This window comes from Granulicoccus phenolivorans DSM 17626 = NBRC 107789 = JCM 15570 (genome assembly GCF_000423085.1).
GTDB classification, from domain to species: domain Bacteria; phylum Actinomycetota; class Actinomycetes; order Propionibacteriales; family Propionibacteriaceae; genus Granulicoccus; species Granulicoccus phenolivorans.
On sequence record NZ_AUHH01000012.1, the window covers coordinates 79,936 to 101,687 of the forward strand.

Consider the following 21,752-nt stretch of genomic DNA (forward strand, 5'->3'; position numbering starts at 1 on the left):
CGGTGACCACCGACTCCGCGGACCTCGCGGCCGCCGAGTTCACCCTGGTCGGACGCCTGGTCGACGCCAGCAATGACACCTTCCTGGTGCGCTGTCAGAGCCCGTCGGGGGAGTACGACGCGGTCTACAAACCGATCAGCGGTGAGCAGCCCCTGTGGGACTTTCCGCACGGGAATCTGGCCTCGCGGGAGGTCGCGGCGTACGAGGTGTCCCAGCGGGCGGGCTTCGAGGTGGTCCCGACCACCGTGCTGGTGCCCGATGGTCCCTGCGGTCCGGGCATGCTGCAACGCTGGATCGAGGTGTCGGAGGATCCGGCCACCGATGTGGTCCATGTCTCCCGACCCAATCGGGTCCCGGCCGGCGACTTCCGGATCGTCCGCGGGATCGACCAGCACGAGCGCCCGATCGTGGTCAGCCATGCCGATGATCCGCGACTGCGCCGGATGGCGCTGTTCGATGCGGTGGTGAACAACTCCGACCGCAAGGGCGGCCACATCCTGATCACCCGGGATCGGGTGTACGGCGTCGACCACGGGGTGACCTTCCACACCGATCCCAAGCTGCGCACCCTGCTGTGGGGGTGGGCCGGGGAACCGTTGAACGAGATCGAACGCGAGCTGATCGATCGCAGCGTCGGCTGCCTGGACGCGTTGGCGAGCTATCTCACCGATGCCGAGATCGAGGCGGCCGAGTACCGCTGTCTGCGCCTGGTCGAGGAAGGCTTCCCCCTCCCGGGCCGGGACTGGCCCGCGATTCCCTGGCCGCCGCTGTAGGCTGCCCGCCATGCATGCATGGACCACGCCGGCCATCCCGACCATCCCCCGTACCGAGCCGACACCGCGGTTGCGGTTGACCAACACCGCCACGGGGAGCATCGAGGAGGCCGGGCCGACCGGCGGCACGGCACGGATCTATGTGTGTGGGATCACCCCCTACGACGCCACCCACATGGGTCATGCCAACACCTACGTCACCTTCGACCTGGTGAACCGCTACTGGCGCGATCACGGCCTGGCGGTCGACTACACCCAGAACGTCACCGACGTCGACGATCCGCTGCTGGAGCGGGCCACCGCGACCGGGGTGGACTGGACCGAACTGGCACTGAGCCAGATCGAACTGTTCCGCACCGACATGACCGCGCTGAACGTGATCCCGCCCAGCAACTACATCGGCGCGGTCGAGGCGATCGACCTGGTCACCGCCATGCTGCAGCGGATGCCGGAGCAGGCGCTGTACCGGGTCGACAACGACTGGTACTTCGACGTGCACACCGATCCCGCCTTCGGGTCGCTGTCCAAGCTGGACCCCGCCACCGCGATCCGGATCTCCGCCTCCCGCGGCGGCGATCCCGATCGGGTCGGCAAGCGGCATCCGCTGGACTGTCTGGTCTGGCAGGCCGAGCGGGACGGGGAGCCGTCCTGGGACAGCCCGTACGGGGTCGGTCGCCCCGGCTGGCACATCGAATGCGCCGCGATCGCCAACCACTACCTGGGCAACGAGATCGACGTCCAGGGCGGTGGGTCGGACCTGGTGTTCCCGCACCATGAGATGTCGTCGGCCGAGGCCAAGGTCGCCACCGGGGAGCCGTTCGCGCGCAGCTACGTGCATGCTGGCATGGTGGGCCTGAACGGGCTGAAGATGTCGAAGTCCAAGGGCAACCTGGTGCTGGTGTCCAAGCTGCGGGCCGCCGGGACCGATCCGATGGCGATCCGGCTGGCGCTGCAGGCCAACCACTACCGCAGCGATTGGTCCTGGACCGACGAGGGGCTCGCCGCGGCCGAGGAGCGGCTGCGGCTGTGGCGCCATGCCACCGACCTGGATTCCGGCCTGAACGCCGCCGGTGTCCTCGCCGAGGTTCGCGGCGCCCTGGCCGATGATCTGAACGCCCCGGCCGCGCTGGCCGCGATCGACGGGTGGGCCTCGGCGACGCTCGCCGTCGGTGGGGACGACACCGACGGGCCCCGCGACGTGGCCGCCGCCGCGGACGCGCTGCTGGGCATTAAGCTGACCCGGTAGTAGCCAGCCGCCAGGATCCGGAAGGAACCGAATGACAGCCCAGAATGCCACCCCCGACGCAACACCGGACGCCTCGGCGGCCCAGGGGGCCGGGACCAGCCGCTCGGGCAGTCGGTTCGGTCTGCCCCGGATCGTGGTGATCCTGGTCGGACTGGCTGCGGCGCTGGCCGTGCTGTACGGCACCCAGCAGCTGCAGAATCTGGTCGGGCCGATGTTCATGGCGCTGAACCTGGTGCTGGCGGTCTCCCCGCTGCAGAGCTTCCTGGTGCGGCACAAGGTGCCGAAGATCGTGGCGGCGGTGATCACGCTGCTGGTGGTCCTGGCGATCCTGGTCATCCTGATCGGTGCCTTGATCTGGGCGATCGCGGTGCTGGTGCAGACCCTGCCGCAGTACTCCGGGGACTTCCAGAACCTGTACAACCAGGCAGTGAACTGGCTGGCCTCGGTCGGGATCACCATCGAACAGCTGGAGAACCAGGTCAAGACGATCGACCCGAACTCGATCGTCAGCGTGCTGACCGGGGTGCTGTCGAACCTGCAGGGCGTGCTGTCGCTGGCCGCGCTGATCGTCATCACGATCTTCTTCCTGATGATGGACTCACTGAGCTTCGCCGATCGGCTCAAGCGGGCCGGGAAGTACCACCCCGGGCTGGTCAACGCGCTGCGCTCCTTCGGTGAGGGGGTGCGTCGGTACTGGGGCGTCACCACGGTGTTCGGTCTGATCGTCGCGGTCTTCGACGTCGTCGCGCTGGCGATCATGGGCGTACCGCTGGCGCTGGTGTGGGGCATCCTCTCCTTCATCACCAACTACATCCCGAACATCGGGTTCGTGATCGGCCTGATCCCGCCGGCGCTGATCGCCCTGGTTGCGATGGGCCCGACCCAGGCGCTGGTCGTGGTCGTGCTGTACTCGGTGATCAACTTCGTGATCCAGTCGGTGATCCAACCGAAGTTCACCGGGGAATCGGTCGGGGTCACTCCGTTCGTGACCTTCCTGTCCCTGGGTGTGTGGGCCTGGGCGCTCGGCCCGCTGGGCGCGCTGCTGGCGCTGCCGGCCACCCTGCTGGTGAAGGCGGTCCTGATCGACGCCGACCCGAAGGCCCGCTGGGTGAACGCACTCATCGCCTCCAACCCGAAGACCGCCGATGCGCCGGTGCACCAGGAAACGACCCGGGAAACGCTGTCCCAGCTCACCGACGACGTACGCCATGCCACCAGCCGGCATCGCGACGAGGAGCACAGTAAGCAGGGGCACGGTAAGCCGGATCCCGGCAAGCAGGATCCCGGCAGCACCGCGACGGCCCCCACCGGCGACGAAGCCCGCCCGGGCCCGGCCGAGGAGTCGGATCCGGGTTCGGAACAGCGCTAGGCTGCTGCGGTGACTCACAAGACGTTCGAAGGCCTGTTTGCCGAGTTGACCGAGATCGCCGCGACCCGGCCGGAGGGGTCCTCGACGATCACCCGGCTGGATGCCGGCGTCCATGCGATCGGCAAGAAGGTCGTCGAAGAGGCCGCCGAGGTCTGGATGGCGGCCGAGTACGAGGGCAAGGACGCCGCCGCCGAGGAGATCTCGCAGCTGCTGTACCACCTCCAGGTGATGATGATCAAGCTCGATCTGAGCCTGGAAGACGTGTACGCGCATTTGTGAGCGCTCGGCTACAGTGACCGGCGTGACCGAGCGTCCTGTGTTGAAGATTGCCGTCCCGAACAAGGGATCCCTGGCCGAGGCAAGTGCCCAGATGTTGCGCGAGGCGGGGTACCGCCAGCGCTCCGACTCCAAGGACCTGGTGCTGGCCGATCCCGCGAACCATGTGGAGTTCTACTACCTGCGCCCGCGCGACATCGCGGTGTACGTGGGGGAGGGCACCCTCGATGTCGGGCTGACCGGCCGCGACATGCTGCTGGATTCGGGAGCGCCGGCGGTGGAGATCATGGAACTCGGCTTCGGCGCGACCCGGTTCCGGTGGGCCGGGCCCAAGGACCAGACCTTCCGGGTCGCCGACCTCGGATCGCTGCGGATCGCCACCTCCTACCCCGGCCTGGTCCGGGCCTACCTGGCCGAGCAGGGGATCGAGGGTGCCCGGCTGATCAAGCTGGACGGCGCGGTGGAGTCCGCGATCAAGCTCGGGGTGGCCGACGTGATCGCCGATGTGGTCGAGACCGGGCGTACGCTGCGGCAGGCCGGACTGGAACTGTTCGGTGACCCGATCATGCACTCCGAGGCGATCGTGATCCGCCGCGCCGATCACGAGCCGGAGGGCCTGGAGCTGCTGAAGCACCGGCTGTCCGGCGTCCTGGTGGCGCGCAACTACGTGATGATGGACTATGACTGCCCCAGCGACCTGGTCGATCAGGCCTCCCGGATCACTCCGGGGCTGGAATCGCCGACGGTGTCGCCGCTGGCCAAGCAGGGCTGGAACGCGGTCCGGGCGATGGTGCCCCGGCGCGATGCGCACAGCGTGATGGACGACCTGTGGCAGTTGGGCGCCCGGGCGATTCTGGTCACCGACATCGCCGCCTGCCGGCTGTGACGGGTCCGAACGTGGTGTCCGATCCGATCCTGACCTACCACCCGCGCAAGCTGCTGTGGTGGGCCCTCGGCTTCACCGCGGTGCTGGTGGCGGCCTCGCTGTTCGGGTGGGCGATGCTGCCGGGGCAGATCCAGAGCCAGTTCAGCTGGATCCAGGTCCTCACCCTGATCGGCTTCATCGCGATCATGGCCGGGATCATGCTCGGGCTGGGCTTCTCCCACGTCCGGGCCGATCGCACCGGGATGACCTTCCGCAACGGACTGTTCCGCCGAACCCTCACCTGGGGCGAGGTCCGGGGCATCGGCTACGGCCCGAACGATCCCTGGGCGTACGTGTACCTCAACGGCGACGACCCGACCAGTGAGGATCCCCAGCGCTACATGTTGCTGGCGCTGCAGCGGGTGGACGGGCAGCGGACCCTCGAAGGGGTCCGGGACCTGCAGAGCCTGCGCCGGGAGTCACTCGGTCTGTGAGCCCGGCCCCGGTTCGGGGCCGGCGACCAGCCAGCCGAACCCGCCGTCGGGGAGCCGGGTGAGCCGGCGGCTCAACGCCAGATTCTGTAGGATCTCCCCGCGGATCACCAGCGGGTGCGGCCCGACGAGGTCGATCACCACGGTGTCGGCACCGTCGGCCAGGGCCGCCTCGGCGATCTTGTCCAGCGTCGCCGGCACCGGGCGGGCCCGCGGGTTCCACTGCGTCATCGCGTCCATCCCGGTGAAGGCGGGCAGCGCCATCGACCCGTCCGCCCGCTTCAGGAAGACCGTACGCATCTCGGCATGGCGGGTCGGATCCGGCGTCATCGTCTCGTCCCCGGTCGCCATCAGCGCCATCAGCAGCCGGGACAGACACAGCTCCACGATGGCCTCCAGATACGGGCCCTGGGCCGGGCCGTCGGCCGCGGCCAGCGCCCGGCGTACCTGCGGATCGGCGGTGCCGTCGTCGTCGGAGTATTCGGCATAGCCGCCGAGGGAGCGCAGGTGCTGGGGAAGTTCGGCCATGGCTGTCACGCTAGCCCAGTCGGGTATGGAAAAGTGGAGTCATGACCGAGATGATCAAGGGTGCCCTGCTGCCGATCGTGATCGTGCTGGGCGTACTCCTGCTGGCGGTGGCGGTACTGCTGTGGGTCCGTCACCGGCGGGGCCGGGCGGTGCAGTGGTTCGGCCTGGCGCTGCTGCCGATCGGGCTCTACCTGACCGGCGTACTGACTCTGTTGGTCGATGGCGCCCGGGAACTGATCCGCTGGATCCAGCAGCAGAGCGGGACCACCGTGGTGTGGGTCGGGGTCGCGCTGATCGTTCTGTTCGTGCTGTTGTGGATCATCGGCGGCCGGGTGGCGATCCGGCATCTGTCGAACCGGGCGGTCGCCCGGGCCGAGGGTGGCGCCGGGAATCCGCTGATCGGCTCGGGTCCGGCAACCCGACCGGAGCAGCCGGCGAAGCAGCCCCGGGCGAGCAAGCAAGCCGCGGCGAAGTCCGATGACGGGATGGACGAGATCGAGGCCCTGCTGAAGAAGCGCGGGATCGAATAGGCGTGCGGGCGGGACCCCGGGTCCCGGGCGCGGCCTCCTGCGACAGGAATCTCGGGGCAGGGGCTTCCTGCGACAGGAATCTCGGGCTGGGGCTTCCTGCGACAGGAATCTCGGGCTGGGGCTTCCTGCGACAGGAATCTCGGGGCTGGGGCTTCCCGCGATAGGAACGTCGGGGCAGGGGCTTCCTGCGATGGCCCGAGAGATCCGGCGACAGCACCCAGGTATTTGCGGGCGCTGCAGCAGACGCGGGAAACTGTTCGCGCCGCGGGATGCTCGCAGCCAACGCGGGAAGGGACGGCGTCGGGCGCTGCCTGCGTACGTCGACGCCGGGCTTCTGCCTGCGTACGTCGACGCCGGGAACATCGGCGCCCGGACTTTCCGCGACAAAAGTCCAGCGTCGGGCTTCGCGCGACAGCCCACGCGATTCGGCGACAGCTGGAGTCTCCCGTGAGTGTTGCGACAAGCGCGGGGTGGGCTCTTGCGCCGCGGTGTGGCGGCAGCTGTCGCGGGAGGCGTACGGGGCGAATCTTCCGTCGCGGGACGGACTCGGGTGAGGTCAGCTGTCGCTGGTTGCCGGAACCGGGGGCTGGGTGACCGCAGCCGCGACCGGATAGGCCGGCGCGACTGTTTCCGCGACCGGGACTTCGGCGTTCGGGCCTCCCGCGACGGAATCTCAGCGGCGGGACGCCGGTCGAACCGCCGGATTCCGGGGTCGGTCCCGGGCATGGTGAGATGACACCTGTCGACAACACCGACGCGGCCGGATCGAGCTTCCCCCAGCCCCACCCAACGTCGCCATGGGCAACCCAGCGTCACGGCGCACCGAAGCTGCCCGCCCAACGGTGACGCTGCTTGACCGGACCGAAGCTCGATCCACTCGACCAGATCCGGGCACCCTCCGAGCGGGCACATCGAGCCCAGGTCACGGACACCCCCGGCTACATTGAGCTCAGACAATGAAGCACCCCCCGCAGGCACGTTAGGATGAGGCAACGAACCACCCCGCGCGGGCTTTGCGGATGAGTCAACGCGCCGAGTTGGTTCCACTCCGGGGATCGGTTACTATGGACGTCGACCGATTCGGCATGCCGAATCTCAAGTGGGGCCTGGATCTCCCACCCGCATCGACCCTCGGGTCGTCGGGTCCGGTCACGGTGGTGGTGTTTCCCAGCGTACGCGGTGTCGGCCGCGCAGGTTGAGACGCACGACCGACGTGTCTTGCAGGCCCTCAGGTATCACCTGGGGGCCGTTCTGGTTTCCGGGATTCGCACTGGAGTTCAGCTTCCGGACATCGGTCGAAGCCAGAACTAGGAGGACTCATCAGCACTGAAACCCGCATCAACGATCGCATCCGCGTCCCCGAGGTCCGACTCGTCGGTCCCGGTGGGGAGCAGGTGGGCATCGTCCGGATCGAGGACGCACTGCGTCTGGCCCGGGAATCCGATCTTGACCTCGTCGAGGTGGCGCCGATGGCGCGCCCGCCGGTGGCCAAGCTCATGGATTACGGCAAGTTCAAGTACGAGAACGCCCAGAAGGAGCGCAACTCCCGGCGCAACCAGGGCAACATCGACCTGAAGGAAATGAAGCTTCGGCCGAAGATCGACGACCACGACTACGACACCAAGAAGGGTCACGTCGTGCGGTTCCTCAAGGCCGGTGACAAGGTGAAGATCACCATCATGTTCCGCGGTCGTGAGCAGAGCCGCCCCCAACTGGGCCTCGATCTGCTCAAGAAGCTCGCCGATGATGTGCAGGAGTTCGGCTTCGTCGAGTCCAACCCGAAGCAGGAGGGGCGCAACATGCTGATGGTGCTCGCCCCGCACAAGAAGAAGAGCGAGGCGCGGGCCGACGTGGCCGCCGAGCGCGACAAGCGGGCCGCCAACCGGACCGCGGACGCCAACGCGGACGCGCAGCACCAGGCAGATCGTCGTGCCCAGGCCGCGCAGGAAGCAAAGCCCAAGAAGAAGAAGGGTCCCGCCGACAACATGGACCCCGATATCGACCTGTGACCCCACCGGGTCACCGCGGCCACCGCGCCGCATCCCTCAGCCGTGCCCGAACGGGCGCAGAACAGGAGCCACGATGCCCAAGATGAAGACGCACTCCGGTGCGAAGAAGCGGTTCAAGATCACCGGCTCGGGCAAGGTGATGCATCGCCAGGCCGGCAAGATGCACCTGAACGAGCACAAGCCGACCAAGCGCACCCGTCGCCTCGACGGTGACCGGGTCCTGGTGACCGGCGACGCCAAGAAGGCCAAGAAGCTCCTCGGCAAGTGAGTCCCGCTCGGGTCTCTCCGGGATGCGGTCCGCGTCCCCACTGATCTTTCGGGCCCACCGGCCCACCTGAACCCCCGCTGATCCGCCCACGCACCGGATCGGCATGCACACAAGGAGAACACATGGCACGCGTGAAGCGTTCGGTGAATGCGCTGAAGAAGCGTCGTGAAATTCTGGAGCAGGCCTCGGGCTACCGCGGTCAGCGCTCCCGCCTGTACCGCAAGGCCAAGGAGCAGGTGCTGCACTCCGGCGTCTACAGCTACCGCGACCGTCGCGCCAAGAAGGGCGACTTCCGCAAGCTGTGGATCCAGCGGATCAACGCCGCCGCGCGCGCCGAGGGCATCACCTACAACCGCTTCATCAACGGCCTGAGCAACGCCGGTGTCGAGGTCGACCGCAAGATGCTGGCCGAACTGGCGGTGTCCGACCCCAAGGCGTTCAACGCCCTGGTCGAGGTCGCCAAGGCCAACCAGGCCGCCGAGATCGGTGCCAAGCCGCAGACCGAGGTCGCCTGACCTTGAACGATCCGCACGGATCCACCGAGCCGACCGGATTGCACCCCGCCTCGCAGGGGCAACTCCGGTCGGCTCGCAAATTGCGCCAGCGCAAGCAGCGCCTGGAGCAGGGCCTGTTCCTGGCCGAGGGCCCGCAGGCCGTACGCGAGGCGCTGGCCACCCCCGGCGCGTGCCGCGAGGTCTACATCGCCGAGGACGCCGTGTCCCGAATGCGCGATCTCATCGCTGCGGCCCGGGCGGCCAATGTGGCGGTGCGGGGCGTACCCCCCGAGGACCTGGCCGCGCTCGCCGACACCGTGACCCCGCAGGGCGTGATCGCGGTCTGCCGGGCGGTCGATATCGACCTGGCCGACCTGCCCAAACATCCCCGACTGATCGTGCTGTGCGCGCAGGTCCGCGACCCGGGCAACGCCGGGACCGTGATCCGCTGCGCCGACGCCTTCGGGGCCGACGCCGTCATCTTCTCCGCCGACTCCGTGGAGGTGCACAACCCCAAGGTGGTCCGGGCCAGCGTCGGTTCGCTGTTCCACCTGCCCATCGTGGTCGGCGCCCATCTGGGCAACACCGTCGCCTCGCTGCGCGACTCCGGGATGCAGGTATTGGCCGCCGACGGCGGCGGCAGCGCGAACCTGGCCGAGCTGGACGCCGCCGGGGAACTGGCCCGGCCGACGGTCTGGGTGATGGGCAACGAGGCCTGGGGCCTGCCGCCCGAACACGCCGTGCTCGCCGACCGGGTGGTGAGCGTCCCGCTGTACGGGAACGCCGAAAGTCTCAACCTCGCCACCGCAGCCGCCGTCTGCCTGTACACCACTGCAACCGCGCAGCGCCGCTGAGCCAGCTCCGAAGCACCCACGGAAACGCCCCGATGGGAAGCGAGGATTTTCAACGAACCTGGAGGCGCCCTTGCCAGTAGTCAGGCCGACGCCGTAGATGTGCGTAGGCAAGGATGACTGCGGTTGCTCGTCGCAGGTCGACAGCGGCTGCTTCGTGAACCTGGAGGGTCCACCTCACGGCTGTTGGCGGGCCAGGTCAGCCCGCAGCTCGGCGAAGACTTCGTCTGCAGGGCGCAAGGCAGTCTCCCCGGATTCAACCTCTTCGAACCGTCGCCGGATTTCTGCCTGCCAGGCTCGATCAACCCCAGTCTGGTCCGCTTCCGCCGGCCCAAGTTCCAGGCTCTGGAGGGCATGCTGGATCACGGCTGCACGCTCCTCACGACTGAGCGCCAGCAAAGCCTGCTCGACATCGTGGGCGTTTGTGGTCATGTCCCGAGTCTATCCGGGCAGCGCGGCCCAGCATGGTACGGCGCCGGTGAACCGGTTCCGTACCTGTCGGCAATCCCTCCTAGACTGACCGGGCGAGTTGTCCGTACGAACCGAGGGGAGCCCATGTCCGGGCCAAACAAGAGTTACGACCCAGTCGAGGTCACACCGCTCAACGCTGAGGAGATCGACCGCTTCGTGACCGAGGCGATCGCAGCGTTTGCGGCCGCCACGACCGTGGCCGAACTCAAGGAGGCCCGGATCGCGCACACCGGCGACCGCTCCCCGCTGGGACTGGCCAACCGGGAGATCGGCGCGCTGCCGCCGCAGGCCCGCAAGGACGCCGGCAAGCGGATCGGCCAGGCCCGTGGCCGGGTCAATCAGGCGCTGGCCGCGCGCGATGCGGAGATCTCCGCCGCCGAACTCGAGGCCACCCTGCGCGCCGAACGGGTGGATGTGACCCTCCCGGTCGCCACCGCGCCGGTCGGGGCCCGGCACCCGATCTCCGGTCTGATGGACCTGGTCAGCGACGTCTTCGTCGCGATGGGCTGGGAGATCGAGGAGGGGCCCGAGGCCGAGAGCGAGTGGACCAACTTCGATGCGCTCAACCTGAACGTCGATCACCCGGCGCGGACGATGCAGGACACGCTGTTCCTGGACCCGCCCAGCGACCATCTGGTGCTGCGGACGCACACCTCGCCGGTGCAGATCCGCTCCCTGCTCAATCGCGACCTGCCGGTCTACGTGCTGTGCCCGGGCAAGGTGTACCGCGCCGACGAGTTCGACGCGACCCACGTCCCGGTCTTCCACCAGTTCGAGGGCCTGTGCGTCGACAAGGGCATCACCCTCGGTCACCTCAAGGGCACCCTGGACCACTTCGCCCGCGCCATGTTCGGTGATGTGAAGACCCGCCTGCGGCCCAGCTACTTCCCCTTCACCGAGCCGTCGGCCGAGGTCGACCTGGAGTGCTTCGTGTGTCACGGCGAATCGGTGAACAACCCCGACCGACCCTGCCGCACCTGCTCCTCGGAGGGCTGGATCGAATGGGGCGGCTGCGGCGTGGTCAACCCGCGCGTGCTCATCGCCGCCGGCGTCGACCCGGAGGTGTACTCCGGGTTCGCCTTCGGGATGGGCGTCGAACGCACCCTGATGTTCCGCAACTCCGCCGCCGACATGCGCGACATGGTCGAGGGCGACCTCCGCTTCTCCCGCTCGCTCATCGGGCAGGCCCGCTAACCCACGCTCCCCAACCCGAAGAAGGAAGACTCCTGAGATGAGGGCCCCTGTTTCCTGGCTGCGTGAGTACGCCGCCATCCCCGAATCCGCCACTGCCCGGGAGATCGGCGAGAAGCTGATCGCCGCCGGCCTGGAGGTCGAAACCGTCGAGGAGGCCGGCGCCGACGTAACCGGCCCGGTCGTGGTCGGCCGCGTGCTGACCGCGGAGAAGGAACCGCAGAAGAACGGCAAGACCATCAACTGGTGCAGCGTCGAGGTCGGCGAGGCCGAACCCCGCGGCATCGTCTGCGGTGCACACAACTTCGAGCCCGGCGATTGGGTCGTGGTTGCCCTCCCCGGTGCGCTGCTGCCCGGCGATTTCGCGATCGCAGCGCGGAAGACCTACGGCCACGTCTCGGACGGAATGATCTGCTCCACCAGCGAACTCGGCCTCGGCGACGACGGCTCGGAGGGGATCATCGTCCTCGGCTCCGGGGACGCCGCCACCGACGACGCCGGGAACCCGCTGGTCGCCGGGGCGGATGCGACCGCGCTGCTGCACCTGCGCGACGATGTCCTGGACATCGCGGTCACCCCCGACCTGGGCTACTGCCTGTCGATCCGCGGGCTGGCCCGCGAGGCCGCGCAGGCGTACGACGTCGCGTTCACCGACCCGGTCACCGTCGACGTGCCGGCCGAACGCCACGACGGGTTCGGGGTCACGCTGACCGACCCCGCCTGCCCGGTCTTCGTCGCGGTCACCGTGACCGGGATCGATCCGCAGGCCCGCAGCCCGCGCTGGCTCCAGCGCCGGGTCCAACTCGGCGGGATGCGCCCGATCTCGCTGGGGGTCGACCTCACCAACTACGTGATGCTGGAGACCGGCCAGCCGCTGCACGCCTACGATGCCGCGACCCTGACCGGCGGGATCACCGTCCGCCGGGCGAGGGCGGGGGAGACCCTGGTCACCCTGGACGACCAGACCCGCACCCTCGACCCCGAGGACCTGCTGATCACCGACGAGTCCGGCCCGATCGGGCTGGCCGGCGTGATGGGCGGCCAGAACACCGAACTGCGCGCCGACACCACCACCGTGGTGATCGAGGCGGCCACCTTCGACCAGGTTTCGATCGCCCGCACCTCGCGGCGGCACAAGCTGAGTTCGGAGGCCTCCCGCCGGTTCGAACGCGGAGTCGACCCGAACGCCACGTACGCCGCCGCGCACCGGGTCGCCACGCTGCTCACCGAGCTTGCCGGGGGCACCGTCGAGTCGGCCGAGACCGTCGCGGGCGGCGTACCCGCGCAGCCGCAGCAGACGATCGACGCCGACCTGCCGGCCCGGATCCTCGGCGCCGACATTCCGGTGGCGACCACGATCGAGAAGCTCACCGCTTCCGGCGTACAGGTGGAGCAGGTGGGGGAGCGACTCGTGCTGACCCCGCCGACCTGGCGCCCGGATCTGCGCGACCCCTACGACTACGTCGAGGAGGTGGCCTGCAAGGTCGGCATGGACGTGGTCGAACCCGTCGTCCCGCGCGCCCCGGTCGGGCGCGGCCTGACCAAGGCCCAGCGCGGCCGCCGGGCGGTGTCGGCAGCACTGGTCGATGCCGGATTCGTGGAAGTGCTCACCTTCCCCTTCGTCGGCCCGAGCGACCTGGACGCGCTCGGCATCCCCGCCGACGACACCCGGCGGACCATGGTCCGGCTGGCCAATCCGCTGTCGGATCTGCAGCCGAACCTGCGGACCACCCTGTTGCCCGGCCTCACCGCCGCCGCGGTCCGCAACACCAGCCGCAGCAATGACGACCTGGCCCTGTTCGAGCTGGGCAAGGTCTTCTGGCCCCGGCCCGAGCACACCGCCGCCCCGGTCCTGGGTGTCGATCGGCGGCCCACCGACACCGAACTCGCCGCCCTCGATGCGGCCCTGCCGGCGCAGCCGAATCTGATCGGCTGTCTGCTGGCCGGGAACTGGCAGCCCGCCGGCTGGGCCGGTCCGGCCGCCCCGGCCGGGTGGCAGCAGGCGCTGGCGTTCGCCGAGATCGCCGCGCACGCGGTCGGCCTGACGGTACGCCGTGAGGCCGCCGAGCGGGCGCCCTGGCATCCCGGCCGCTGCGCCGCGATCCTGGTCGGCGACGAGGTCCTCGGGTACGCCGGCGAACTCCACCCGACGGTGATCCACCAGCTCGGCCTCCCGGCCCGGGCCGCCGCGGCGGAGCTGAACCTGGACCGGCTGATCGAACTCGCCCCCGACCGCGGGGCGCTCCCGCCGCTGGCCTCCTTCCCGGTCGCCAAGGAGGACGTCGCCCTGATCGTCGACGCCGGGGTGCCGCAGGCCGCGGTCGAGGCTGCGCTGCGCACCGGTGCCGGTGAACTGCTGGAGTCGATCCGGCTGTTCGACGTGTACGCCGGGGACCAGATCGCCGCGGGGAAGAAGTCGCTGGCGTACGCCCTGCGCTTCCGCGCCGACCGGACCCTGACCGACGCGGACGCCGCCGCAGCCCGGGACGCTGCCGTCGCCGCGGCGGCCGAGCAGTTCGGGGCCGTGCTGCGTTCCTGATCCCGGGTACTCCTGAACCCTTGCGAACATATTCCATGCGTGGCATATTTATTCGCATGACGTTCAGTGTGGCAGTGGCCGGATGCACCGGGTACGCAGGCGGGGAGTTGCTCCGCCTGTTGCTCGGGCACCACGGCGTACAGATCGGAAACCTCACCGCCGGCGGGAGCGCCGGCACCCTGCTGGGCCAGCACCAGCCGCACCTGTCCCCGCTGGCCGACCGCGAGGTGCTGCCGACCAGTGCGGAGAATCTGGCCGGCCATGACGTGGTCTTCCTGGCCCTCCCGCACGGGGCGTCCGCCGAGATCGCGGCGCAGCTGAGTGAGGAGACCCTGGTCATCGACTGCGGGGCCGACTACCGGCTGGAGGATCCGGAGGCGTGGGAGCAGTTCTACGGCACCGATCACGCCGGCACCTGGCCGTACGGCCTGCCCGAACTGCCCGAGAACCGGCACACCCTCGGCCGGACCACCCGGATCGCGGTCCCCGGCTGCTACCCGACGTCGGCGTCCCTGGCCCTGATGCCCGCGGTCACCGCCGGGCTGATCGACGGCACCGATGTCGTCGTGGTCGCCGCCTCCGGCACCTCCGGGGCGGGCAAGTCCAGCAAGCCGCACCTGATCGGTGCCGAGACCGCCGGCAACGTGTCCGCGTACGGGGTCGGCGGCGTCCACCGGCACACCCCGGAGATCGCGCAGAACCTGCAGCGGATGGGGGCGACCAACCCCACGGTCAGCTTCACCCCGCTGCTGGTGCCGATGAGCCGGGGGATCCTGGCCACCTGCACCGCGCCGCTGAAGGACCCGACCACCACCGCCGCCCAGGCCCGGGCCGCGTACGCCGAGGCGTTCGCCGACGAGACCTACCTGAACCTGCTGCCCGAGGGCGTGTGGCCGCAGACCAAGGCCGTCCAGGCGTCCAACCGGGTCGACGTCCAGGTCACCGTCGATCCCGCCGTCAATCGGCTCATCGCGGTCGCGGCGATCGACAACCTCACCAAGGGCACCGCCGGGGGAGCGATCCAGTCGATGAACATCGCCCTGGGCATGGCCGAACAGACCGGCCTGCCGCTGTACGGAGTGGCCCCGTGAGCACGCCGGCCACCGCCGATCTGAGCCCGCTGCAGAAGGCGAACGTGCTGGCCGAGGCGCTGCCCTGGATCGACAAGTACGCCGGGCGCACCATCGTGATCAAGTACGGCGGCAACGCGATGATCAACGAGGAACTCAAACAGGCCTTCGCCGAGGACATCGTCTTCCTGCGCCGCTGCGGCGTCCATCCGGTCGTGGTGCACGGCGGCGGCCCGCAGATCTCCTCGATGCTGAACCGGCTCGGGATCGAGTCGGAGTTCCGCGGCGGCCTGCGCGTCACCACCCCGGAGGCGATGGAAGTCGTCCGGATGGTACTGGTGGGGCAGGTGGGACGCAGCCTGGTCGGGCTGATCAACAGCCACGGCCCGCTCGCGGTCGGACTGTCCGGGGAGGACGCCGGCCTGCTCACCGCCGAACGCAAGGGTGTCGTGCTGGACGGCGAAGAGGTCGATCTGGGTCTGGTCGGCGACGTGGTCAAGGTCCGCCCCGAAGCGGTCCGCGACCTGATCGACCACGGCCGGATCCCGGTCATCGCCACCGTGGCACCCGACACCGACGGCACCGTCCACAACGTGAACGCCGACACCGCCGCCGCGGCGATCGCGGTCGCCCTGGGCGCGGAGAAGTTCGTCGCGCTCACCGACGTGGAGGGCCTGTACCGCAACTGGCCCACCGACACCGAAGTGGTCCCCGCGATCACCGTCTCCGAACTGCGCGAGCTGCTGCCCCAACTCAAATCCGGCATGGTGCCCAAGATGGAGGCCTGCCTGACCGCGGTCACCCAGGGCGTCAAGGCCGCGACCGTGATCGACGGCCGCGTCCCGCATGCCCTACTGCTGGAAATCTTCACCAACCGCGGCGTCGGGACCCAGGTCGACCCGGACCCCGAACCCGCCCAACCGACCCATGAGGTGGTCCCGCTATGAGCCAGATCCAGGACCTGACCCACGTGGGTGACCAGGCTTCCGACCAGCTCACCCACCGCTACACCGACGCGATGATGAACACCTTCGGCACCCCGCAGAAGGTCTTCGTCCGCGGCGAGGGCGCGTACCTGTGGGACGCCGACGGGACCCGCTACCTGGACCTGCTGGCCGGGATCGCGGTGAACTCGCTGGGCCACGCCCATCCCTACGTGCTCTCGGCGATCACCTCCCAGCTGTCGACCCTCGGCCATGTGTCGAACTTCTTCGCCACCCCGGCCCAGATCGCCCTGGCCGAACGCCTGGACGAGATCGTGTCGGCGACCTGGCCCACCTCGACCACTTCGCGGGTCTTCTTCGCCAACTCGGGCACCGAGGCCAACGAGGCCGCCTTCAAGATCACCCGGATGACCGGTCGGACGAAGATCATCGCGATGGAGGGCTCCTTCCACGGCCGGACCATGGGCGCACTCGCGGTCACCCACAGCGCGAAATACCGCGAGCCGTTCGCGCCGCTGCCCGGCGACGTCGAGTTCGTCCCGTACGGGGATGCCGATGCCCTGACCGCCGCGGTCGACGGCCGGACCGCCGCGGTGGTGCTCGAACCGATCCAGGGGGAGAACGGCGTCGTCGTCCCGCCGGCGGGCTATCTGAGCGCCGCCCGGCAGATCACCCAGCGCCACGGTGCGCTGTTGTGGATCGATGAGGTGCAGACCGGGATCGGTCGCTGTGGCGACTGGCTCGCCTCCGGCGCCGAGGTCGGCGCCGACATCGTCACCTTCGCCAAGGGCCTGGGGGCCGGCTTCCCGATCGGTGCCTGCGTGGCGACCGGGGCGACCGCGGACCTGTTCACCCCCGGCATGCACGGCTCCACCTTCGGCGGGAACCCGGTCGCGGCGATCGCCGGCCTGGCGGTGCTCAAGGTCATCGAGCGCGACGGGCTGCTGGCCAACGTCCGCGATCGCGGGCAGCAACTCGTGGACGAGATCACCGCCCTGAACCACCCGCTGATCAGCGGCGTCCGCGGCGAAGGCCTGCTGCGCGGCATCGTGCTCACCGAACCGATCGCGCCGCAGGTCCACGCCGCGGCCATGGGCGCCGGCTTCGTGATCAACGCACCGCGCCCGGACGTGATCCGGATCGTGCCCCCGCTGATCATCACCGCCGACCAGATCGCCGAATTCACCCACGCCCTGCCCGGCCTGCTGGCCACCGCCCAGCACCAGACAACTGCAAAGGACAACTCATGACGGTGCGCCATTTCCTGGCCGACGACGACCTCACCCCGGCCGAACAGGAGCAGGTGCTGAACCTGGCCGCGGAGATGAAGGCCGAACCGTTCAAATACCGCCCCTTCGAGGGCCCGCAATCGGTGGCCATCCTGACCGACAAGCCGACCCTGCGGACCCAGGTCTCCTTCCACGCCGGGATCGCCGAACTCGGCGGCAACCCGATGCTGGTCGACGGGAACCTGGCCCAGGTGGGCGTACGCGAGACCATCGCCGACGTCACCCGGGTGCTGTCGCGCCACGTCGCCGCGATCGCCTGGCGGACCGGTGCCCAGGCCCGGATCGAGGAGATGGCGGCGTACGCGAGCGTGCCGGTGGTCAACGCGCTCACCGACGACTACCACCCCTGCCAGATCCTGGCCTGCCTGCAGACGATCACCGAGCACAAGGGTCACCGCGCCGGACTCACCTTCAGCTACTTCGGTGACGGGGCGAACAACATGGCGAACTCCTACGCACTGGGGCTGGTCACCGCCGGGCTGCACGTCCGCATCAGCGCCCCGGCCGGCTTCCACCCCGAGCAGGCCATCCTCGACCGTGCCCGCCGGATCGGTGAGGCCACCGGCGGCACCGTGGAGGTGATCGAGGATCCGCAGGCCGCCGCCGACGGGGCCGACGTGATCTGCACCGACACCTGGGTCTCGATGGGTCAGGACGGGGCCGAGGAGCGCGAACGGGTCTTCCGGCCCTACTCGGTCACCAGCGACCTGATGAGTCACGCCAAGGACGACGCCATCGTGATGCACTGCCTGCCGGCCTATCGCGGCAAGGAGATCGCCGAGGACGTCCTCGAGAAGCACGCCCAGGTGCTCTTCGACGAGGCGGAGAACCGGCGCCATGCCCAGAAGGCCATCCTGACCTTCCTGGCGCAGGGTGCGTGACCGGAGTCCGGTGACTGCCATGCCGCTGGTGACCAAAGCCGCCCGGCACGCGATGATCCTCGAGGTCATCGCGACCGGGACGGTGCGGTCCCAGAGCCAGTTGCTCGACGAACTGGCCGAGCGCGGGATCCGGGTGGCCCAGGGCACCCTCTCCAAGGATCTGGTCGAGGTCGGCGCGACCCGGTTGCGCGGTGCCGACGGGCAACTGGTGTACGCCGTCCCGCGCGAGGGCGACGGGGCGGCGGTCACCGGCGAGGCCCCGGCGTACGAGGCCCGGCTGGCACGGCTGGCCCCGGACGTGGTGCTCTCGGCCGAGGCATCGGCGAACCTGGCGGTGCTGCGCACCCCACCGGGGGCCGCGCAGTACCTCGCCTCGGCGATCGACAAGGTGGCCTGGCCGGACCTGATGGGCACCATCGCCGGGGACGACACCGTGCTGCTGATCGCCCGGGACCCGACCGGGGGACAGGCGCTGGCCGACCGGGCGCTGGCCCTGTGCCGCCGCGGCGCCGACGACCGATAGATTGACCCGCATGCAGTCTGAGCAGCCCGAAACATCCGGTCGCGAGTCACATGCCGGGGAGGGCCGGCTGTGGGGTGGACGCTTCGCCGGCGGACCCGCCGAGGCAATGTTCCGGCTCTCCCAGTCCACCCAGTTCGATTGGCGCCTGGCCCCCTACGACCTGCGCGGATCGCTGGCCCACGCCAAGGCGCTGCGGGCGGCCGACCTGCTGACCGACGACGAGTACGCCGGACTCACCGCCGCGCTGGAGCAGATGCTCGCCGAGGCCCGCGCCGACGACCCCGCCCTGCAACCGGCCGCCACCGACGAGGACGTGCACGGGGCCCTGGAACGGATCCTGATCGAACGGGTCGGACCCGAACTCGGCGGTCGGCTGCGCGCCGGGCGGTCCCGCAATGACCAGATCGCCACCCTGATCCGGATGTACCTGCGCGAGGACCTGCGGCGGGTCGCCGGCGAACTCGCCGAGGTGATCGAGGCGCTGCTGATCCAGGCCGGGATCCACCTGGGCCTGGAGATTCCCGGCGCCCAGCACGTCTCGCACCCGACCGCGATGCCGGGCCGGACCCATCTGCAGTCGGCGCAGCCGGTGCTGCTCTCGCACGCCCTGCTGGCCCACGCCTGGCCGCTGCTGCGCGACGTCGACCGGATGAAGGACCTCGACAAGCGCCTGGCCGTCAGCCCGTACGGATCGGCGGCACTGGCCGGCACCTCGCTCGGCCTGGACCCCCAACTGGTGGCCACCGAACTCGGCTTCGACTCCTCGGTGGCCAACTCCATCGACGGCACCTCCGCCCGGGACCTGGTCGCCGAGGCGGCGTACATCCTGGCCCAGGTGGGCATCGACCTGTCCCGGCTCAGCGAAGAGGTGATCCTGTGGTGCACCCATGAGTTCGGGTTCGTCACGCTGGACGATGCCTGGTCGACCGGGTCCAGCATCATGCCGCAGAAGAAGAACCCCGATGTCGCCGAACTCGCCCGCGGCAAGGCCGGCCGCTTCATCGGCAATCTGGCCGGGCTGCTCACCACCCTCAAGGGACTGCCGCTGGCGTACAACCGAGACCTGCAGGAGGACAAGGAACCGATCTTCGACACCCTGGACCAGCTGCACGTGCTGCTGCCCGCGGTCGCCGGGATGGTCGGCACCCTGGTCTTCCACCCCGAGCGGACCGAGGAACTCGCTCCGCGCGGCTTCTCCCTGGCCACCGATGTCGCCGACTGGCTGGTCCGGCAACGGGTCCCGTTCGCCCGGGCGCACGAGATCGCCGGCGCGAGCGTGGCCTGGTGCGAGCAGCGTGGCCTGGAACTGTCCGACCTCACCGGTTCGGACCTGGCCCAGATCGCCCCCGAACTCACCCCGGAGGTGCTCCGGGTGCTGACGGTGCCCGGGTCGATCAACGCCCGCGACGGCCGGGGCGGGACCGCGGTCGTCCGCGTACGCGAACAACTCGACGAGGCGGACGCCGCTTGGCAGGACGCTCGAGCGTGGGCCGACGCCGGTAGGGTGACCGGGTGAACACGCTGCTCGAAGAACTCACCTGGCGCGGACTGATCGCCGATTCCACCGACCTCGACGCCCTGTCGGAGCACCTGGATGCCGGACCGATCACTTCCTATGTGGGCTTCGACCCGACCGCATCGAGCCTGCACATCGGGCACCTGGTCCAGTTGATGGTCGTCCGCGCGCTCCAGGCCGCCGGGCACAATGCATTGCTGCTGGTCGGCGGCTCGACCGGGTTGATCGGTGACCCGAAGCAGGCCGGCGAGCGGGCGATGAACCCCCGCGAGGTGGTGGCCGGCTGGGTGGACAACCTGCGCGAGCAGATGAGCAAGTTCGTCCAGCTCGATGGCCCGAACCCGGTGCGGTTCGTGAACAACTACGACTGGACCTCCGAGCTCAACACCATCGACTTCCTGCGCGACATCGGTAAGCACTTCTCGGTGAACCGGATGCTTGCCCGCGATGTGGTGGCCCGCCGGCTGGAATCGGGGATCTCCTACACCGAGTTCAGTTACGTGCTGCTCCAGTCACTGGATTACCTCGAGCTGTACCGCCGGTACGGGTGCACCCTGCAGACCGGCGCCCAGGACCAGTGGGGCAACATCACCGCCGGAATCGACCTGGTCCGGCGCACCGAGGGGGCCGGCGTACACGGCCTGGTCACGCCGCTGCTGACGAAGGCCGACGGGACCAAGTTCGGCAAGACCGAATCGGGCACGGTCTGGCTGGATCCCGAGCTGACCAGCCCGTACGCCTTCCACCAGTTCTTCCTGAACGCCGAGGACGCCAAGGTGATCGACTACCTCAAGGTGTTCAGCCCGCGCAGCCGGGAGGAGATCGACGAGCTGGCCCGGCAGACCGAGGAGGTCCCGTACCGGCGGGCGGCGCAGAAGGCGCTGGCCGACGACATCACCGACCTGGTGCATTCCCCGGCCGAACGCGAGGCCGCCGTCAAGGCGGGCGAGGCCCTGTTCGGCCGCGGCGACCTGAGTGAGTTGCCGGACGCCACCATGGCTGCGCTCGCCGCCGAAGTGGGTGGGGGGACGCTCACCGCCGGCGCGGAACTGCCGGAGGTCGTGGCTGTGCTGGTGGCCAGTGGGGTGGTGGAGTCCAAGGGGGCCGCCCGACGCGCCATCAATGAGGGTGGGGCGTACCTGAACAACGCGAAGGTCACCGACCCGGCAGCCCGGATCACCGAAGCCGACCTGTTGGGCGGCCGGTACGTAGTGTGCCGGCGGGGCAAGAAGACCGCCGGTGTCACCACTATCGATCGGGGCTGACACCCCAACGACCGACCGGATCGACCAGTACGCCGAACGCCCCGGGGAACCGGGGCGTTCGGCGTTGTCGGACTCGGCAAAAGTCGGACTTGACCGACACCGGATCGGGGTCTAAGCTTCATCAAGCCTCGTCGGAGGGGCGGACGTCGGAACCTGGTCTTCAGCCGGGAGGTGATGGCCGCGGCCGACGGGTTGCGAACTCCTTTTCAGTGTTGACCGGTTCAGGTATGTGTCCAGTTGGGGCCTGCCAGGGTTCCGGCGGTGTTGTGGTGTTCGGAGGGTGGTGCTTGCGGGTCGGATTTGACCGGGTCGGGGGTTGCTACTAGAGTAGATCGAGTTGCCACGGCGTGAATAACGCGGGAA

At 69.3% G+C, this 21,752-nt stretch carries 21 protein-coding genes and 1 pseudogene; 20 read left to right on the top strand and 2 right to left on the bottom strand.

Annotation, left to right across the window (positions count from 1 at the left end; genetic code table 11):
* Positions 1 to 2: 2 nt before the first annotated feature.
* The 6 genes and pseudogenes from G531_RS0106575 (at position 3) to G531_RS0106600 (ending at position 5,023) form a co-directional block, all read left to right on the top strand.
* Complete coding sequence (locus G531_RS0106575) at positions 3 to 773, top strand: SCO1664 family protein (protein WP_026926635.1); 771 nt, start codon at positions 3 to 5, stop codon at positions 771 to 773.
* A gap of 10 nt (positions 774 to 783) precedes the next feature.
* The gene (gene mshC / locus G531_RS0106580; protein ID WP_026926636.1) at positions 784 to 2,019 is read left to right on the top strand and encodes a cysteine--1-D-myo-inosityl 2-amino-2-deoxy-alpha-D-glucopyranoside ligase; all 1,236 of its coding nucleotides are present in this window, start codon (positions 784 to 786) and stop codon (positions 2,017 to 2,019) included.
* Positions 2,020 to 2,176: 157 nt separating this feature from the next.
* Positions 2,177 to 3,154, top strand: a pseudogene (locus G531_RS20955) (AI-2E family transporter); the annotation flags it as partial.
* A 243-nt stretch (positions 3,155 to 3,397) separates the two neighbouring features.
* Complete coding sequence (locus G531_RS0106590; protein ID WP_026926637.1) at positions 3,398 to 3,667, top strand: phosphoribosyl-ATP diphosphatase; 270 nt, start codon at positions 3,398 to 3,400, stop codon at positions 3,665 to 3,667.
* A 37-nt stretch (positions 3,668 to 3,704) separates the two neighbouring features.
* Positions 3,705 to 4,550: an ATP phosphoribosyltransferase gene (gene hisG, locus G531_RS0106595; protein WP_026926638.1), complete on the top strand. Its 846-nt coding sequence runs from the start codon at positions 3,705 to 3,707 to the stop codon at positions 4,548 to 4,550.
* Positions 4,547 to 5,023 (top strand): PH domain-containing protein, encoded by a 477-nt coding sequence (locus G531_RS0106600; protein ID WP_026926639.1) that lies wholly within the window; start codon positions 4,547 to 4,549, stop codon positions 5,021 to 5,023. The genes hisG and G531_RS0106600 overlap by 4 nt, the downstream gene beginning before the upstream one ends.
* Here the strand turns inward: G531_RS0106600 and G531_RS20960 are convergent.
* A complete protein-coding gene (locus tag G531_RS20960; protein ID WP_051215154.1) occupies positions 5,009 to 5,548 on the bottom strand; it encodes an SseB family protein in 540 nt (179 codons plus the stop codon). The genes G531_RS0106600 and G531_RS20960 overlap by 15 nt on opposite strands.
* A 41-nt stretch (positions 5,549 to 5,589) precedes the next feature.
* Here G531_RS20960 and G531_RS24410 point away from each other — a divergent pair, with 41 nt between their 5' ends.
* From G531_RS24410 to G531_RS0106635, 5 genes are all read left to right on the top strand, one after another.
* On the top strand, positions 5,590 to 6,078 hold the full coding sequence (locus G531_RS24410; RefSeq protein WP_051215155.1) for a hypothetical protein: 489 nt from the start codon (positions 5,590 to 5,592) through the stop codon (positions 6,076 to 6,078).
* A 1,349-nt stretch (positions 6,079 to 7,427) separates the two neighbouring features.
* Entirely contained in the window at positions 7,428 to 8,087 is a 660-nt protein-coding gene (infC, locus tag G531_RS0106620) for a translation initiation factor IF-3 (RefSeq protein WP_035757936.1), read from the top strand.
* A gap of 73 nt (positions 8,088 to 8,160) precedes the next feature.
* Positions 8,161 to 8,355 carry a 50S ribosomal protein L35 gene (gene rpmI, locus G531_RS0106625; protein ID WP_026926641.1) on the top strand — a complete coding sequence of 65 codons (195 nt, stop codon included), beginning with the start codon at positions 8,161 to 8,163 and terminating at the stop codon, positions 8,353 to 8,355.
* A gap of 122 nt (positions 8,356 to 8,477) precedes the next feature.
* Positions 8,478 to 8,870 (top strand): 50S ribosomal protein L20, encoded by a 393-nt coding sequence (gene rplT, locus G531_RS0106630; protein WP_026926642.1) that lies wholly within the window; start codon positions 8,478 to 8,480, stop codon positions 8,868 to 8,870.
* A 2-nt stretch (positions 8,871 to 8,872) separates the two neighbouring features.
* Complete coding sequence (locus G531_RS0106635) at positions 8,873 to 9,703, top strand: TrmH family RNA methyltransferase (RefSeq protein WP_211221788.1); 831 nt, start codon at positions 8,873 to 8,875, stop codon at positions 9,701 to 9,703.
* A 174-nt stretch (positions 9,704 to 9,877) separates the two neighbouring features.
* On the opposite strand, the gene G531_RS0106640 is transcribed toward G531_RS0106635, so the two are convergent.
* Complete coding sequence (locus G531_RS0106640; protein ID WP_026926644.1) at positions 9,878 to 10,132, bottom strand: addiction module protein; 255 nt, start codon at positions 10,130 to 10,132, stop codon at positions 9,878 to 9,880.
* 123 nt (positions 10,133 to 10,255) lie between these two features.
* On the opposite strand from G531_RS0106640, the gene pheS reads away from it, so the two are divergent.
* From pheS to tyrS, 9 genes are read left to right on the top strand one after another with little or no spacing between them, the layout of a single operon-like run.
* The gene (gene pheS / locus G531_RS0106645; protein ID WP_026926645.1) at positions 10,256 to 11,365 is read left to right on the top strand and encodes a phenylalanine--tRNA ligase subunit alpha; all 1,110 of its coding nucleotides are present in this window, start codon (positions 10,256 to 10,258) and stop codon (positions 11,363 to 11,365) included.
* Between the two features lie 37 nt (positions 11,366 to 11,402).
* Positions 11,403 to 13,901: a phenylalanine--tRNA ligase subunit beta gene (gene pheT, locus G531_RS0106650; RefSeq protein ID WP_026926646.1), complete on the top strand. Its 2,499-nt coding sequence runs from the start codon at positions 11,403 to 11,405 to the stop codon at positions 13,899 to 13,901.
* A gap of 56 nt (positions 13,902 to 13,957) precedes the next feature.
* Positions 13,958 to 14,992 (top strand): N-acetyl-gamma-glutamyl-phosphate reductase, encoded by a 1,035-nt coding sequence (gene argC / locus G531_RS0106655; protein WP_026926647.1) that lies wholly within the window; start codon positions 13,958 to 13,960, stop codon positions 14,990 to 14,992.
* A complete protein-coding gene (gene argB, locus G531_RS0106660) occupies positions 14,989 to 15,918 on the top strand; it encodes an acetylglutamate kinase (protein ID WP_026926648.1) in 930 nt (309 codons plus the stop codon). The genes argC and argB overlap by 4 nt, the downstream gene beginning before the upstream one ends.
* Positions 15,915 to 17,165: an acetylornithine transaminase gene (locus G531_RS0106665; protein WP_026926649.1), complete on the top strand. Its 1,251-nt coding sequence runs from the start codon at positions 15,915 to 15,917 to the stop codon at positions 17,163 to 17,165. The genes argB and G531_RS0106665 overlap by 4 nt, the downstream gene beginning before the upstream one ends.
* Positions 17,162 to 18,085 (top strand): ornithine carbamoyltransferase, encoded by a 924-nt coding sequence (argF, locus tag G531_RS0106670; RefSeq protein ID WP_035757939.1) that lies wholly within the window; start codon positions 17,162 to 17,164, stop codon positions 18,083 to 18,085. The genes G531_RS0106665 and argF overlap by 4 nt, the downstream gene beginning before the upstream one ends.
* A gap of 19 nt (positions 18,086 to 18,104) precedes the next feature.
* On the top strand, positions 18,105 to 18,608 hold the full coding sequence (locus tag G531_RS0106675; RefSeq protein ID WP_035757942.1) for an arginine repressor: 504 nt from the start codon (positions 18,105 to 18,107) through the stop codon (positions 18,606 to 18,608).
* Between the two features lie 10 nt (positions 18,609 to 18,618).
* The gene (gene argH / locus G531_RS20975) at positions 18,619 to 20,124 is read left to right on the top strand and encodes an argininosuccinate lyase (protein ID WP_051215156.1); all 1,506 of its coding nucleotides are present in this window, start codon (positions 18,619 to 18,621) and stop codon (positions 20,122 to 20,124) included.
* Positions 20,121 to 21,389 carry a tyrosine--tRNA ligase gene (gene tyrS, locus G531_RS0106685; protein WP_026926652.1) on the top strand — a complete coding sequence of 423 codons (1,269 nt, stop codon included), beginning with the start codon at positions 20,121 to 20,123 and terminating at the stop codon, positions 21,387 to 21,389. The genes argH and tyrS overlap by 4 nt, the downstream gene beginning before the upstream one ends.
* Positions 21,390 to 21,752 lie beyond the last annotated feature (363 nt).

Bases quoted from the DNA above. Each gene is read 5' to 3' on its own strand.
- argC (WP_026926647.1), top strand. From the start codon at position 13,958: ATGACGTTCAGTGTGGCAGTGGCCGGATGCACCGGGTACGCAGGCGGG.
- argH (WP_051215156.1), top strand. From the start codon at position 18,619: ATGCAGTCTGAGCAGCCCGAAACATCCGGTCGCGAGTCACATGCCGGG.
- argF (WP_035757939.1), top strand. From the start codon at position 17,162: ATGACGGTGCGCCATTTCCTGGCCGACGACGACCTCACCCCGGCCGAA.
- pheT (WP_026926646.1), top strand. From the start codon at position 11,403: ATGAGGGCCCCTGTTTCCTGGCTGCGTGAGTACGCCGCCATCCCCGAA.
- G531_RS24410 (WP_051215155.1), top strand. From the start codon at position 5,590: ATGACCGAGATGATCAAGGGTGCCCTGCTGCCGATCGTGATCGTGCTG.
- mshC (WP_026926636.1), top strand. From the start codon at position 784: ATGCATGCATGGACCACGCCGGCCATCCCGACCATCCCCCGTACCGAG.
- G531_RS0106640 (WP_026926644.1), bottom strand. From the start codon at position 10,132: ATGACCACAAACGCCCACGATGTCGAGCAGGCTTTGCTGGCGCTCAGT.
- rplT (WP_026926642.1), top strand. From the start codon at position 8,478: ATGGCACGCGTGAAGCGTTCGGTGAATGCGCTGAAGAAGCGTCGTGAA.
- rpmI (WP_026926641.1), top strand. From the start codon at position 8,161: ATGCCCAAGATGAAGACGCACTCCGGTGCGAAGAAGCGGTTCAAGATC.
- pheS (WP_026926645.1), top strand. From the start codon at position 10,256: ATGTCCGGGCCAAACAAGAGTTACGACCCAGTCGAGGTCACACCGCTC.
- G531_RS0106665 (WP_026926649.1), top strand. From the start codon at position 15,915: ATGAGCCAGATCCAGGACCTGACCCACGTGGGTGACCAGGCTTCCGAC.
- G531_RS0106675 (WP_035757942.1), top strand. From the start codon at position 18,105: ATGCCGCTGGTGACCAAAGCCGCCCGGCACGCGATGATCCTCGAGGTC.
- G531_RS20960 (WP_051215154.1), bottom strand. From the start codon at position 5,548: ATGGCCGAACTTCCCCAGCACCTGCGCTCCCTCGGCGGCTATGCCGAA.